Below are 13,344 nucleotides of genomic sequence, written 5' to 3' on the forward strand. Positions count from 1 at the left end.
TGTAAGCATTGTCTCGTCGAACGGCGTGCGGGAGCCATTCCCGGGCCAAAAATCAGGGGAGTTCATCGATGAAGTTCAAGATGCTGACAGCCGGGGTCGTGGCGCTCTGTCTTGGTGCCGGCGCCGTTTACGCCGCGGGCGAGCCGCAGGTCGTGCGCCAGGATCTGATGAAGAAGATCGGCGGTTCCATGGGGGCGCTCGGCGCCATCGCCAAGGGCCAGAAGCCCTATGACGCGGCCACCGTGAAGACGGCGCTGACGACGATTTCCGAATCGGCGAAGGATTTCCCCAATCACTTCCCGGCCGGATCGGAAACCGGCATGGACAGCGAAGCCGCCCCGGCCATCTGGCAGAACATGGATGATTTCAAGGCCAAGGCCATGAAGCTCTCCACCGATGCCGACACGGTTCTGGCCTCCATGCCGGCCGATCAGGCCGCTGTCGGCCAGGCCATGCAGACGCTCGGCGCCGAATGCGGCGCCTGCCACCAGACCTATCGTCTGAAGCGCTGATCACCGGCAGCGCGCTGCCGTCGCGGGCGGGCGGGATCGTCGATTTCCGCCGCTCCTGACATGCCATGGCGGCGGCGGCGGACGGCTGTCCGCTTGGATTTCTGGCGGAAAGGAAAGACCGATGGCCTCGATTGCAGCCAAAATCGCGCTGGCCGGGCTGGCAGCCCTCGCGCTCGGCGCCGGCGTCGCCTATGCGCTGACCAGACCCGATCCGCATCCGGCCGACTATTGGGCGGGCCTTGGCCAGCCGGACCTTGCGCATGGCGAGACCCTGTTCTGGGCCGGCGGCTGCGCCAGCTGCCATGCGGCCAAGGATGCGCAGGGCGAGGCGGTCAAGCTCCTGTCGGGCGGCCGCGCGCTGCCCACCGCCTTCGGCACCTTCAACGTGCCGAACATATCCTCCGATCCGAAAGCCGGGATCGGCAGCTGGACACTGGCGCAATTCGGCGATGCCATGACCCGCGGCGTCGGGCCGCGCGGCGAACATCTCTACCCCTCCTTCCCCTATGGCTCCTATGCGCGCATGAGCCGGGAGGATGTCAACGATCTCTTCGGTTACCTCAAGAGCCTGCCGGCCAGCCCCGATATTGCCCCGGCACATGCCTTGAACTTCCCCTTCAACCTGCGCCTGGCCGTGGGCGGCTGGAAGCTTCTCTATTTCACCGATGCCCCGCGCGTCGATCTCGCAAATGCTTCCGATGCCGTCAGGCGTGGCCAATATCTGGTGGAGGGCCCCGGCCATTGCGGCGAATGCCATACGCCGCGCAATGTGATGGGCGGCTTCCAGACCGGCCAGTGGCTGGCAGGCGGCCCCAACCCGGAAGGCGAGGGGCGTATCCCTGATATCACGCCCGGCTCGGACTCGATCGGCGCCTGGAGCGAAGAGGATATCGCCAACTACCTGGAAACCGGCTTTACCCCCGATTTCGACAGTGTCGGCGGCTCCATGGTCGAGGTCCAGCAGAATCTGAGCCATCTGCCGAAGGAGGATCTCCTGGCCATCGCCGCCTATCTGAAGGCCGTCCCGGCCCGCTGAGAGCTGTGGGGAGGAGGGAGTGGCAGTAGGCATCGAATAGCGAATAGCGAATAGGCAATAGGCAGTAGGCAGTAGGCAATAGGGAGTAGGGAGTAGGGAGTAGGGAGTAGGGAGTAGGGAGTAGGGAGTAGGGAGTAGGGAGTAGTTTCGCAGGGTCTGGGCGTTAGTGACAACAGAATAGTTCCCCCTCACCCCGCCTCCGCTAAAGCTCGGCGGAACCTCTCCCCAAGGGGAGAGGGGAGCAGCGGGCGCTGCGGCAGATCCCGCTTTAGGTAGAGGTGGACCGCAGGCGCTGCGGCAGATCCCGCTTTAGGTAGAGGTAGACCGCAGGCGCTGCGGCAAATCCCGCTTTAAGTAGAGGTAGACCGCAGGCGCTGCGGCAAATCCCGCTTTAAGTAGAGGTAGACCGCAGGCGCTGCGGCAAATCCCGCTTTACGTAGAGGTAGACCGCAGGCGCTGCGGCAGATCCCTTCTCCCCTTGGGGAGAAGGTGCCCGAAGGGCGGATGAGGGGGCCAATCCCACTGCATCTTGTTGCCTACTGCCCACTGCCTACTGCCTACTGCCCACTGCCTACTGCCTACTGCCCACTGCCTACCCCCTACTGCCTACCGCCCATTGCCCATTGTCTGCTCCCGCTTGGCCATGCGCGAAGGGGCAGCGCAGCGGTTCCGTCACCGGCACGGCATTGCGTTCGGACCGGAAGGCGGCGGAGCGTTCATAGGCGAGCTTGCGCAGCCGCATGATCTGGCCGAGCGGCTGATGCGCGGCAATGCCGTTCCACGGAGAGAACTTCATCCCGTCATCCACCTGTTCGGACCGCGCCGCGCTCCACGCGGTTTGCGGCGAGGCGGTGATGGTGGCAAGCGTCAGGTAGGGGCTCTTCTCCTCGTCCCACAGGGCCATGGGGTCTTCCACCGGCATGTCTTCGAGCGAGGTGCAGAGCTGCGCCTTCAGATGCCAGACGGCGGTTTCGCTCTCGAAAAATTCCTCGATCAGGTGCCGGTGGCTGTCGGCATCGCCATCGACACGGACCGAGCGGTCGATCAGGGCTTTCAGATTGTCCGAGGCCGGCACCACCCCGAGCTTGGCGATATAGGAGCCGAAGCGCAGCGGCACCTGGGTATAGAAGCTTTCGCCCAGCATATGCGTCATGGGCTGGCCGCCCATCACCTTTACCGGCGTCAATTCCTTGCCCAGCGCTTCCGCCGCGCTTTCCACCCCGCGCAGGACTTTCGACAGGATCTTCTTGACGCCCTCCGCCTTGTCCGTCGTGGCGGCAAGCAGTTTCAGACTGCCGAGAAAGGCCTCTCCGCTCGGGGAGTTGAACACCTTGCCGTTGACCATCACGAAATCCTGGGAGGTGGATTGCTCCGAACCCGGCAGCCGCTCGCCCGCCACGTCCAGGATTTTCAGCGCCATGCCGCGGGGCGCCGAGACACTGTCATGCAGAATATCGCCGGGCGTGGTGGAGAGGCGGATGACCGCCTCATAGCTGGCCGGCCGGGCAAACAGGCCCTGCGCCAGTTCCGGCGGAAGATTGTCGTGCACCTCCACCTCGGCGCCCAGCAGCGCATGGCTCTTGGCGTGCACGGACCGGATGGCATGGGCGCTGTCGGCATAGGTCTTGTAGGAGATGGACAGCATGGTATCGCTGAGCGCCTGGGCAAGCTGCGGCTCGTCCGGCGAGATCTCTTCGACATCCGGATGATAGCGCAGAGGCGTGTTGGCAAGACGGGTCATTCGGCTGCCTCCTTGGCAAAAAAGATCTTGTCGATGGTGATCGGCAGATGCCGGATCCGGGTGCCGGTGGCATGGAAAATGGCATTGGCAACGGCGGCTGCGACGCCGACAATGCCGATTTCGCCGAGACCCTTCACGCCGAGCGGGCTGGCCATGCCGTCATGTTCCTCGACGAAGATCACGTCGATATCGGCGATATCGGCATGCGACGGAATGTGATATTCCGCCAGATTATGGTTCATGATGCGGCCGTGGCGGTGGTCGGTCATGCCCTCCTCATGCAGGGCCATGCCGATGCCCATGACGACGCCGCCGAGGATCTGGCTGCGCGCCGTCTTCGGGTTGAGGATGCGCCCGGCGGCCACCGCGATGACCACGCGGGTCACCCGGATCACGCCCAGTTCCTCATCGATCCGAACCTCCACGAAGACCCCGGAATGAGTGTAGCTGACAAAGCGCTGCGCCTGTTTCTGGTCCGGCGCGACCTGCGCCTCTTCCTCGATGAAGGAGAGGCCGGACGCCTCGAAAATATCGTCCAGCGCGACGCCCACCTGATCGTTGACGTCCAGCACCAGCCGGCCGGCGCGAATGGCCGTCTGCTCCACGCCGATGGCCTCAAAGGGCGAGCCCGGCATGGCCTGCGCCCGCGACAGAAGCGTCGCACGCACGGCGGTGGCCGCCGCATCGACGGCCGAACCGGTGGAGGCGGCGGTCCAGGAACCGCCCTCGACCGAGGTTTGCGGCAGCGAGGAATCGCCGATCTTCACCGTCACCTCGTCCGGCGACAGGCCGAAGGCCTCGGCGGCCACCTGGGCAAGAATGGTCCAGGTGCCGGTGCCGATATCGGAGGCGGCGGCGGAGACGGTAACCTTGCCGCCTTTGTCCAGGCGGGCCCGCGCGCTGGCATTGGTAAGGGTTGCTTCCCATATGCCGGTCGCCACGCCCCAGCCGATCAGGTCATGCCCGTCGCGCATGGAGCGCGGCACCTGCGAGCGGCTGTCCCAGCCGAACCGCTTGGCGCCCTCCCGGTAGCAGGCATGCAGTGCCTTGGAGGTCAGCTGCAGGCCCTGGTTCTGGTCGAGATGGATGAAATTGCGCTGGCGCATCTCCAGCGGATCAATGCCTACCGCATAGGCCAGTTCGTCAATGCCGCATTCCAGGGCGACAAAGCCGGTTGCCGCACCCGGCGCCCGCATGTCGCCGGGTGTCGAGACATGCATGGAGGCCAGTTCATAGGTGAGTTTCACATTGTCGCATTTATAGGCGAGGCCGGACCAGTTGACGACGGTTTCCTGGTAATCCTCGTAGACCGAGGTGGCGGCCACCGCATGGTGCAGGATCGCCTGCAGCTGCCCCTGCGCATCCGCCGCCATGCGCACCGTCTGGATGGTGGAGGGCCGCCAGCGCAGGTAGAACATTTCCTGGCGCGACAATTCCAGCTTCACCGACCGCTTCAGGTCCAGCGCCGCCATGGTGGCGAGGAAGACCTGATGGCCGGGGCGAAGGCCCGAGCCGAAGGCGCCGCCGACGAAATGGTTGAAGACCTGGACGTTTTCCGGCTGCAATTCGAAAATGCCGCAGATGTAGTTCTGCACATTCTGCGAGCCCTGCGTCTTGTCGTGAATGGTCAGCTTGCCGTCGCCCTCATAGATGACGGTGGAGCCGTAAAGCTCCATCGGATTGTGATATTCGCCTTCCAGAACGTATTCGGCGGCGATCTTGTACGGCGCGGCCTCATAAGACCCTTCGGCATCGCCGCGCGGCGCCGGCGGCGGAGAGATGCCGCTGCGCTTTTCCTTCGGCACATAGGCCCTGTCGCGCTCGGCCGTCAGATCGGTGCGGGCCGGTTCGGCGACATAGGAGACACGGATCAGCGATGCGGCATCGCGCGCCGCCTCGAAGGTCTTAGCAATCACCAGCGCCACCGGCTGCCCGTCAAACAGCACGCGGTCATTCTCGAGCGGCCGGAACGGATGGCCGGGCAGGGCCACTTCATCCTTCCAGGCGCGATCCCACCAGGCGGTGCGCGGCCGGTTCTCATGCGTGTAGATCTTGACCACGCCCGGCATGGCCGCCGCATCCGCCAGATCGATCCGGGAGATGCGCCCGGCGCCGATCGTGGCCGTTGCGACGAAACCGTAGAGACAATCCTTTGCCGGATGCTCCATGGCATAGGGCGCCGTGCCCGTTACCTTCTTCGGCCCATCGATGCGCGACAGCGGAAAGCCGATCACGCGGCCGGTCTCGAGCTCTTCTCGTCTCATGGTCAACTCCTTCAGCGCACGCGCTTTTCGGCCTGGATCTGCGGCCTTGCCTCGGCCGCCTGGACCAGTGCCCGGACGATCGCCTTGCGGGCCAGGGGGATCTTGAAATCATTGTCGCCCTGGCCCCTGGCGCCGGCCAGAAGCCGGTCGGCCACCGCCTCGAAGGTGCGCCGCTCCGGCGCTTCCCCGGCGAATTCCGCCTCCGCCAGGCTATCGCGCCAGGGCTTGTGCGCCACGCCGCCGAGCGCCACCCGGAGGTCGAGAATGCGGCCATCCTCGATATCGAGCGCGGCCGCCACCGAGACCAGCGCAAAGGCGTAAGAGAGCCGGTCGCGCAGTTTCAGATAGGAATGATGCCGGCCGAAACGGCCGCTTTCGACCCGCACCGCGACGACCATTTCGCCGTCTAGAAGCGTATTGTCCCGCTCCGGATGCTCGCCCGGCAGCCGGTGGAAGGCGGTGAAGGGAATGTCGCGATGGCCATCCGGCCCCACCACTTCCACCACCGCATCAAGCGCTGCCAGAGCCACGCACATATCGGAGGGATGGGTGGCGATGCACTGGTCCGAGGCGCCGAGAATGGCGTGGATGCGGTTCACCCCGCCGATCGCCGAGCAGCCGCTGCCGGGCTTGCGCTTGTTGCAGGCCATGGCCGGATCATAGAAATAATAGCAGCGCGTGCGCTGCAGGAGGTTGCCGCCGGTGGTTGCGGCATTGCGCAATTGCGGCGAGGCGCCGGCCAGAATGGCAGAGGAGAGCAGCGGCAGCGCTTCGGCAATGCGGGCATCATAGGCAACCTGCGCATTGGTGGCGAGCGCGCCGATGCGGAACGTGCCGTTATCGGAAAGCTCGATCGCTTTCAGCGGCAGGGCGTTGATATCGATCACCGCGGTCGGATGGGCGACATCATATTTCATGAGGTCGACGAGATTGGTGCCGCCGGCCAGAAGCCTGGCGCCGGGATCGGCGGCAAGCGCCTTCACGGCATCGGAAATTTCGGTGGGGCGATGATAGGAAAAGGGTCTCATTCGGCAGCCTCCCGATGCGTCGTCCTGCGGGTGCCGGATCGTCCGTCCGAGCCGTTGCCCGGGCCATCCCCCCGACCATTCCCCCGACCAGGGCTTCCGTCCTCATCCAGGCCGAATTCGCGGCTGTGATCCATGACATCCTCGATGGCATCGGCAATATTGGTATAGGCGCCGCAGCGACAGAGATTGCCGCTCATCAATTCGCGGATCTCCTCGCGGCTATGGGCATGGCCTTCGGAAAGAAGGCCGGCGGCGGAACAGATCTGGCCGGGCGTGCAATAGCCGCACTGATAGGCGTCATGTTCGACAAAGGCCCGCTGCAGCGGATGCATGTTGTCAGGCGTGCCGAGCCCTTCGATCGTGGTGATCTCGGCGCCATCCAGGCTGACGGCCAGCTTCAGGCAGGAATTGATGCGCTGGCCATCGATCAGCACCGTGCAGGCGCCGCACTGGCCATGATCGCAGCCCTTTTTCGTGCCGGTCAGGTCAAGCGGGCCGCGCAGGAGATCGAGAAGGGTGACGAAAGGATAGATATCGAGCGCCCGGGGCGTTCCGTTGATCGTCAGCGTGACCGGCACAGTGGGCGAGGCAGTGGGCGAGGCAGTGTGCGAGGTGGGGCGCAGGGGGCCTTGAGGCATGGCATCTTCCTTTGCTTGAAGCGTGAAGCCCGAACGGCTTGCGGGAAGAACCCGGGGAGAGGAAGAATTGTTCCGCAGCCCGAGACTGCGGGGGCCGGGAGCGCAGGAGGAGCGCGGCAGAAGCGCCGGAGTCGCGCGCCAGGCTCGCGGTAGAAAGTGCGCCGGGGTGAAATCGCGGCGGGCTCTGCGGGGAGGGTGGTCAATCCTCGGAACGGCTGCCCGAGGGCCGGTCGCGCTCATAATGCCGCAGATCCTCGAAGGGCGGCAGGAAGCTTTCGCGGCGAATGGTCCACAGCTCGTAGGTCGGCTGCATGAGGCTTGGCTGATCGAGCGAGCCGAGATGCACCTCCACCTCGTCCTCCGAGCGGCCGAACACCGGCGATCCGCAGGCGGGGCAGAAATGCCGGCCGCGATACTGACCCGTCTCCCCTTCGACCGCGACGGCGGATTGCGGATAGATGGCCGAGGCGTGAAACAGGGCGCCGTGATGCTTGCGGCAATCCAGACAATGGCAGAGGCCGATGCGATAGGGTTTTCCGACCGCACGGAACCGCACGGCGCCGCACAGGCACCCGCCTTCGACGAGATCCTGACCCTCGGCGGCCTCTGGCCTTGCTGGGGTTTTCGGGGCTGGGGTTTTCGGGTTTTCCATGACCGCACTCCTGATCCGGGGACGAAACGCCATGGCCGCAGGGCCACCCGAAACCACTTAGCGCGGCAGGAGGTTTGCGCCAGTTGCCGGGGCGTGTCGAGCGCTGGTGGAAGCCTTACAACCGTGTTTTCCCGAAACAGTCCTAAAGGTTACCGATCGCCTCGCGAACGATGCGAGACACTGCGGCTTCTTCATCCTGACGGAATACAGGTACGGTGGTCAGGCGATTGGTTGCTCGTCGTCTCAGCGACGTGGATATGGAATTATCCTGCTCCAGAAGAGCGATAACGGACAGATCTTCTTTCACCTCATATGCTGCCGTTTGATGCAGAAAGATCGCATCGTGAACACGGCTCTCAGTGTTCCCAAAGAAGATGGCAACGGGTGGTCTGCCGATTGTCTCAACCACCAAATCCGGCATCACCTCCGAGAGGCGGGAGTTCACTGCCTCGCCTTCTCGAATATTGGCGCGTCCTCCAATTCCGGCGCGAATGGCATTTGCAGCATCGTCTCGGAAAGTGGATGCAATTTTTTCCTGCGTTAGGAGGAGGAAGTCGTTCATCCTAAGCAGAACGGCAACAAAATCGAGGGCTTGCGCAGCTAGCTCTTCACGCGGAAATGGCGCTGTCCTGATCGTCGCGTCCGCGCCATCGAAGGTCGCGTGCGCAGAGCACAAAAGCGTCTCGAAAGCGCGGCAGCGCGTGTCGGTTTCGAAATCGACGCCGGCTCCTTCCAGCATCTGGACTGTGCCGCCATCGTCCTCCAGACGGATAAGCCCGTTTTCCTCTTCAATAACGTAAAAGGCGATCCGGTCCCCATCATCGCGCCTGAAGACAGTGCTCACAGCCACCCCGGCGGGTACCGGCGTAACGATGATGTTGTTGCAGAATGCGTGGCACAGATCAGCTTTCATAGCCAGCTATCCCTCTTGTCAAGGCCGTAGACAGTCACTGCGCATTGAAATGCTGAAGCTTCGGAAAGTTCGCTTTTTCCGAACTTAAACTCAGTCCGCCTGTGCGGACGATTGTACCTTGGAAGCCTGACGCTGCCAAAGCGATTGGTGCCGGGTGAAAGTGTCGCCACATCATCGCATCGAGCATGGCAGTGCCAACCAGGTTCAGAGGCGTGAAATTCGTAATCGCACAAGACCCTGGTTTCACCGCCTTCCGTGATCCCGAACGAAGCCCGAAAGATCTGCTTTGTCTCGTTAAACAAGATTAGGACTCGGCAATCCGTATCGAGAGCAAAAAAAGAAATAACCCGCCATTTATATAGCGGCCCCCATTTGTAAAACTTGGGCTTAGCACGACGAGACGGCCAAAGCGAGCGAGGGATTTCCCCTTGCTTCCAGTCCCAGATCTTGATCGACACTTTTTCCGCAGAAATTAATGCTTTTAATCTCATCGCGAGCTCTCCGATAAGGAAGCAATAGCGAATCCCGCAGGCTTCATCAAGTCGCCACCTAGGAAAAAAATCCTTGACGGCGTGACGGTGGTTTGCTAGGGTTCAGGCACAGTCGAAGATCTGTATCCGGCGGCCGGTAGAAGGCTCGCAACCGTTCATCGGCATCGGCATCGGCATCGGCATCGGCATCGGCATCGGCATCGGCATTCACATGCACACCGGCAGAAGCAGGAACAGCTACGGCCCCGGATGAGCCTCTTCGGGGCTGTTTTCGTGTCCGTCGGGCCCGGTCCCGGGTTCCTGGCCGCTTGCCGTTCCGCTTCAGGAGAGAGTTTCATGATCGATCCGATCCAGACCTTGGAGACCGGCATGCCTGAGATCGATCTCAGGCTGTTCGGCACATTCGAGGACCCGCCTGCAGGCCAGCAGGTCCGGCTGGAGCTGAAAAGCGCCGAGGCGAGCGCGACTGCCGCCTGTGATGCCGCGGCACTTCGCCTGCTTCTCAACGAGATGACGCAGGAAATGCGCGCCCAGTTCGTCGCCTTCCGGGAACTCCGCGCCGCGGCGGAACATATGGCGGCGGGGGGCGATGAGGCGGCGCAAAAGCTGGCGCGCGCCGATTTGAAGGCGGCCACCGATGCCATGAGCCTCATCGTGCGCACGCTGGAAAAGGTCGACAGCCTGCAGCGCCAGCTTTCCCGCGATCTGGCGGATGAGGCGGCGCGCCAGACGGACGAAGAGGGTTTCCTGCGGGCGCTCGGCGATCTCGAGCAATTGATCGAGGCGCGGGCGGCGGAGCTTTCCCGGCACAGGCAGGAGGAAGAACCGGCTCCCGCCGTGGAAAAGCGGGCGCGCGATGGGCCGGAAACGGAGCGACAGGATCTGCGCGAGGCGGAATCTCGCTCTCTTTGATCCGCATCCTGTCAAATCGCAAACCCGGATCTTTTGGCCGGCTCGATCGGAGGAGGGCGGGAAGGCCTCGCTCACCCTGCGACGCAACAGTCTCTGTTTTTGTCGCGGATCCCTCAGGTCATGTCTGCGGGAGCGATTTGGCCATCCCTGGTTTCATTCCTGCAGGTTTTTAGCGCATGAAACGCCGCCGGGTGAAACAGGGCAGATGGCGCTCCAAAGGGCGCGTTCGAACGGCCCCTACCGCGCTTGATCTTGCCTCGGCGGTGCGCCGCGGCTCGGCGGCCCTTGCGGATCTTGCTTTGGACGTTGCCGCCGAGGCCAGCATGCTCGGCCGCGGCTGCGAGAAGGGCGCGACGAGGCTGACCCACCTGTACCCGACCCTGGCAGACGCCGCAGAAGCCGCAGGCACGCCGCTTGCCGCTCCGCTGCTTGCCGGCACGGCCGGGGATCTTGCCGGCACTGCCGATGGTTCTGCCGGCACTGCCGATGTTTTCGCCGGTGCTGCCGGAAAGACCGACATCGACGCTTCACCGGCCCTGCCGCAAGGGGTGAGGGAGCATGCGCTGCGGCTCAGCCGCGTCTGGCGGCTCTGCGGGCGGCTGGAGCAGCAGCCGCCCAAGGGCGATTGGCGAACCTGGCTTTTGATGGGCGGCCGCGGCTCCGGCAAGACGCGCGCCGGTGCCGAATGGGTGCAGGCGCTTGCCACCGGCCCGTTTGGCAAGGGGCTGCGCATTGCGCTGGTGGCGGAAACGCTGGGCGATGCCCGCGAGGTGATGATCGACGGCGTCTCCGGCATCTGCCGCATCGGCGGGCGACAGGCGCCGGATTTCGAGATTTCCCGGCGGCGGCTGGTCTGGCCAAGCGGCGCGGTGGCGCAGCTCTTCTCGTCCGAAGATCCCGAAAGCCTGCGCGGACCGCAATTCCACTATGCCTGGTGCGACGAGCTGGCGAAATGGAAACATGCCGAGGATACGTTCGACATGCTGCAATTCGGCCTTCGCCTTGGCCTGGATCCCCGCCAGCTGGTCACCACGACGCCGCGTCCGGTGCCGATCGTCAAACGGCTGATCGGCGATCCGGGCACGAAACTGGTGCGCATGTCGACCCGAGACAATGCCGGCAATCTGGCGCCCAATTTCATTGCCGCGCTGCAGAGCCGCTATGGCGGCACCCGCCTTGGCCGGCAGGAGCTCGACGGCGAATGGATCGAGGATCGCGACGACAGCCTGTGGAAGCGCGGTTTGCTGGAGGCGGTCCTCATCCGCATGGCCGGTCCGCTGCGCCGCATCGTCGTCGGCGTCGATCCGCCGGCGGGCCAGGGCGCCACCTCCTGCTGCGGCATCGTCGTGGCGGGGCTGGAGGAAAGCGGCCGGGCCGTGGTGCTGGCGGATTGTTCGGTGGAGGGCAAAAGCCCGGCCGGCTGGGCCGGCGAAGTGGTCAAGGCCTTCCGCCGCTTCTCGGCCGATCGCGTGGTGGCCGAGATCAATCAGGGAGGCGAGATGGTGGCCGCGGTGCTGAAGGGTATTGATGAGACCCTTCCCCTGACCTGCGTCCGCGCCACCCGCGGCAAATTTCTGCGGGCCGAGCCGGTGGCGGCGCTCTATGAGCAGGGGCGGGTGGTGCATGCCGGCCGCTTTCCGGCACTGGAGGACCAGATGTGCGATTTCGGCCCGGACGGTCTCTCCGGCGGCCGCTCGCCGGACCGGCTGGATGCGCTGGTCTGGGCCTTGACGGCGCTGCTGCTGGAGGGAGGCGGCGAACCGCGCGTACGCGGCCTGTGATGGACCACGGAACGATCCGGACAGGGCTGGCTCGCCGAATGGCTCAGCGCTGGCTATCGGGAGAGAAAGGCGCGGGCGGCGGCGCGCTGCTCGTCAGAATTAAGGGCTGCCGGCCGGATCGTGCCGGCCCGCAGCCTCTGTCTATGTCACTGTCTTTGTATGGTCTGGTCAGCGGGCCTTGACCGGCACCGGAGCGCTGTCGCGCATCTGCTTCCACTCCAGCTCCAGGCGTTCAACGAGATGAAGCGGGATCTGCTGCTTGGTCGCGGGCGAGGTCTGGGACACGGGGGCTTCCTGCTGCATCATCATGATCTCCTTCTCTTGAATGGCTTCTTTGGCAAGCGGCCTGCAAGGACCGGGTCTGCAAAGATCGGGCCTACAACTCGCAATGTGACGGCTTGGTTCCATAGCGTTACCCAAAAGTAAAGTAGGGGCTAAGAGCCTAAACCGATTAGTATTTTTGCAAATCGATTGAATCTCGTGCACGGCCCGGAGGGGGCCCGATCGAAGGCTGTTTGTGACAGCCGCCGCCGGCAGAAACCCGTCCGGCGCGAGAGGCGAACCGGCGCGGGCGCCCATCCCATTTCAGGAGGCAAGCGATGATCATCCCCGATCGCAAGGGCTTTTACGACCGCGTTCGACAGAGCCTTTATCCCGGTTACCTGACGAAGGAGGCGGTGGACGGGCATGAGACCATTCTCAGCGCCTGGGACAGGCTGCGGCTCAGCACCGACCGGCGCAAGCTGGCCTATGTGCTGGCCACCGCCTTTCATGAAACAGGCGGCCGGATGCAGCCGATGGAGGAAAACCTCCATTATTCGGTTGCGGGCCTGCGGCGGACCTTCCGCACCATGCTCTACTGGAACGAGCCGGAAGAACTCGCCGGCCATCCGGAAAAGCTGGCCAACCGCATCTATGCCAGCCGCATGGGCAATGGCGATTCCGCCAGCGGCGATGGCTACCGGTTTCGCGGCCGCGGCCTCGTGCAGATCACCGGACGCGTCAACTACCGCGCTTTCGGCATAGAGGACCGGCCGGAGGCGGCGCTGGAGCCGGAGCGGGCCGTGATGATCCTGATCCATGGCATGGTTCGCGGAAGCTTTACCGGACATCGTCTCGCCGATTATTTCGCGGGCAGCCGCGCCGACTGGCTCGGCGCCCGCCGCATCGTCAACGGTAACGATCGCGCCGCCGATCTTGCCCGCTATGCACGGCTCTATGTGCTGGCGCTCTCGGCCGGCGATTTGCCGGAGCCGGGACGGCCGGAAACTTCGGTAAAAGGAGAAAGCGCGGAAGAAGCAGGACTGTCTGAGGGAAGAGAGCCGGGAGCGCGCGCATGAGGTTTCCCTTTCCGAGGTCCTTTGGCGGCAGAGGGC

At 64.1% G+C, this 13,344-nt stretch carries 11 protein-coding genes and 1 pseudogene; 5 read left to right on the forward strand and 7 right to left on the reverse strand.

Going from position 1 to position 13,344, the window contains the following annotated elements; genetic code table 11:
- Window positions 1–68: 68 nt before the first annotated feature.
- Both QTJ18_RS09325 and QTJ18_RS09330 read left to right on the forward strand, forming a co-directional pair.
- A complete protein-coding gene (locus QTJ18_RS09325) occupies window positions 69–512 on the forward strand; it encodes a c-type cytochrome (protein WP_252751683.1) in 444 nt (147 codons plus the stop codon).
- 121 nt (window positions 513–633) lie between these two features.
- Entirely contained in the window at window positions 634–1,548 is a 915-nt protein-coding gene (locus QTJ18_RS09330) for a c-type cytochrome (protein WP_252751682.1), read from the forward strand.
- Window positions 1,549–2,140: 592 nt separating this feature from the next.
- On the opposite strand, the gene QTJ18_RS09335 is transcribed toward QTJ18_RS09330, so the two are convergent.
- The 6 genes and pseudogenes from QTJ18_RS09335 to QTJ18_RS09360 form a co-directional block, all read right to left on the reverse strand.
- Window positions 2,141–3,289, reverse strand: a complete 1,149-nt coding sequence (locus QTJ18_RS09335; protein ID WP_252751681.1) for a catalase family protein — start codon at window positions 3,287–3,289, stop codon at window positions 2,141–2,143.
- Window positions 3,286–5,553: a xanthine dehydrogenase family protein molybdopterin-binding subunit gene (locus QTJ18_RS09340; protein WP_252751680.1), complete on the reverse strand. Its 2,268-nt coding sequence runs from the start codon at window positions 5,551–5,553 to the stop codon at window positions 3,286–3,288. The genes QTJ18_RS09335 and QTJ18_RS09340 overlap by 4 nt, the downstream gene beginning before the upstream one ends.
- Before the next feature lie 11 nt (window positions 5,554–5,564).
- Window positions 5,565–6,581 carry an FAD binding domain-containing protein gene (locus QTJ18_RS09345; RefSeq protein ID WP_252751679.1) on the reverse strand — a complete coding sequence of 339 codons (1,017 nt, stop codon included), beginning with the start codon at window positions 6,579–6,581 and terminating at the stop codon, window positions 5,565–5,567.
- 131 nt (window positions 6,582–6,712) lie between these two features.
- A pseudogene (locus tag QTJ18_RS09350) lies at window positions 6,713–7,219 on the reverse strand ((2Fe-2S)-binding protein); the annotation flags it as partial.
- 199 nt (window positions 7,220–7,418) lie between these two features.
- Window positions 7,419–7,871, reverse strand: a complete 453-nt coding sequence (locus tag QTJ18_RS09355) for a GFA family protein (RefSeq protein ID WP_252751678.1) — start codon at window positions 7,869–7,871, stop codon at window positions 7,419–7,421.
- A 142-nt stretch (window positions 7,872–8,013) separates the two neighbouring features.
- Entirely contained in the window at window positions 8,014–8,784 is a 771-nt protein-coding gene (locus QTJ18_RS09360; protein ID WP_252751677.1) for a DUF1828 domain-containing protein, read from the reverse strand.
- Between the two features lie 827 nt (window positions 8,785–9,611).
- Between QTJ18_RS09360 and QTJ18_RS09365 the strand changes: the two genes are divergently transcribed.
- Window positions 9,612–10,187 carry a hypothetical protein gene (locus QTJ18_RS09365; RefSeq protein ID WP_252751676.1) on the forward strand — a complete coding sequence of 192 codons (576 nt, stop codon included), beginning with the start codon at window positions 9,612–9,614 and terminating at the stop codon, window positions 10,185–10,187.
- A gap of 323 nt (window positions 10,188–10,510) precedes the next feature.
- Entirely contained in the window at window positions 10,511–11,968 is a 1,458-nt protein-coding gene (locus QTJ18_RS09370) for a DNA-packaging protein (protein ID WP_489667182.1), read from the forward strand.
- Window positions 11,969–12,136: 168 nt separating this feature from the next.
- Here the strand turns inward: QTJ18_RS09370 and QTJ18_RS09375 are convergent, their stop codons facing one another.
- The gene (locus tag QTJ18_RS09375) at window positions 12,137–12,277 is read right to left on the reverse strand and encodes a hypothetical protein (protein ID WP_252751675.1); all 141 of its coding nucleotides are present in this window, start codon (window positions 12,275–12,277) and stop codon (window positions 12,137–12,139) included.
- A 290-nt stretch (window positions 12,278–12,567) separates the two neighbouring features.
- Here QTJ18_RS09375 and QTJ18_RS09380 point away from each other — a divergent pair, with 290 nt between their 5' ends.
- Entirely contained in the window at window positions 12,568–13,308 is a 741-nt protein-coding gene (locus QTJ18_RS09380; RefSeq protein ID WP_252751674.1) for a hypothetical protein, read from the forward strand.
- The last annotated feature ends 36 nt before the right edge of the window (window positions 13,309–13,344 follow it).

Origin of the sequence: Rhizobium sp. SSA_523 (assembly GCF_030435705.1) — a bacterium.
Taxonomy (GTDB): domain Bacteria; phylum Pseudomonadota; class Alphaproteobacteria; order Rhizobiales; family Rhizobiaceae; genus Neorhizobium.

Bases quoted from the DNA above. Each gene is read 5' to 3' on its own strand.
- QTJ18_RS09325 (WP_252751683.1), top strand. From the start codon at position 69: ATGAAGTTCAAGATGCTGACAGCCGGGGTCGTGGCGCTCTGTCTTGGT.
- QTJ18_RS09330 (WP_252751682.1), top strand. From the start codon at position 634: ATGGCCTCGATTGCAGCCAAAATCGCGCTGGCCGGGCTGGCAGCCCTC.
- QTJ18_RS09335 (WP_252751681.1), bottom strand. From the start codon at position 3,289: ATGACCCGTCTTGCCAACACGCCTCTGCGCTATCATCCGGATGTCGAA.
- QTJ18_RS09340 (WP_252751680.1), bottom strand. From the start codon at position 5,553: ATGAGACGAGAAGAGCTCGAGACCGGCCGCGTGATCGGCTTTCCGCTG.
- QTJ18_RS09345 (WP_252751679.1), bottom strand. From the start codon at position 6,581: ATGAGACCCTTTTCCTATCATCGCCCCACCGAAATTTCCGATGCCGTG.
- QTJ18_RS09355 (WP_252751678.1), bottom strand. From the start codon at position 7,871: ATGGAAAACCCGAAAACCCCAGCCCCGAAAACCCCAGCAAGGCCAGAG.
- QTJ18_RS09360 (WP_252751677.1), bottom strand. From the start codon at position 8,784: ATGAAAGCTGATCTGTGCCACGCATTCTGCAACAACATCATCGTTACG.
- QTJ18_RS09365 (WP_252751676.1), top strand. From the start codon at position 9,612: ATGATCGATCCGATCCAGACCTTGGAGACCGGCATGCCTGAGATCGAT.
- QTJ18_RS09370 (WP_489667182.1), top strand. From the start codon at position 10,511: ATGCTCGGCCGCGGCTGCGAGAAGGGCGCGACGAGGCTGACCCACCTG.
- QTJ18_RS09375 (WP_252751675.1), bottom strand. From the start codon at position 12,277: ATGATGATGCAGCAGGAAGCCCCCGTGTCCCAGACCTCGCCCGCGACC.
- QTJ18_RS09380 (WP_252751674.1), top strand. From the start codon at position 12,568: ATGATCATCCCCGATCGCAAGGGCTTTTACGACCGCGTTCGACAGAGC.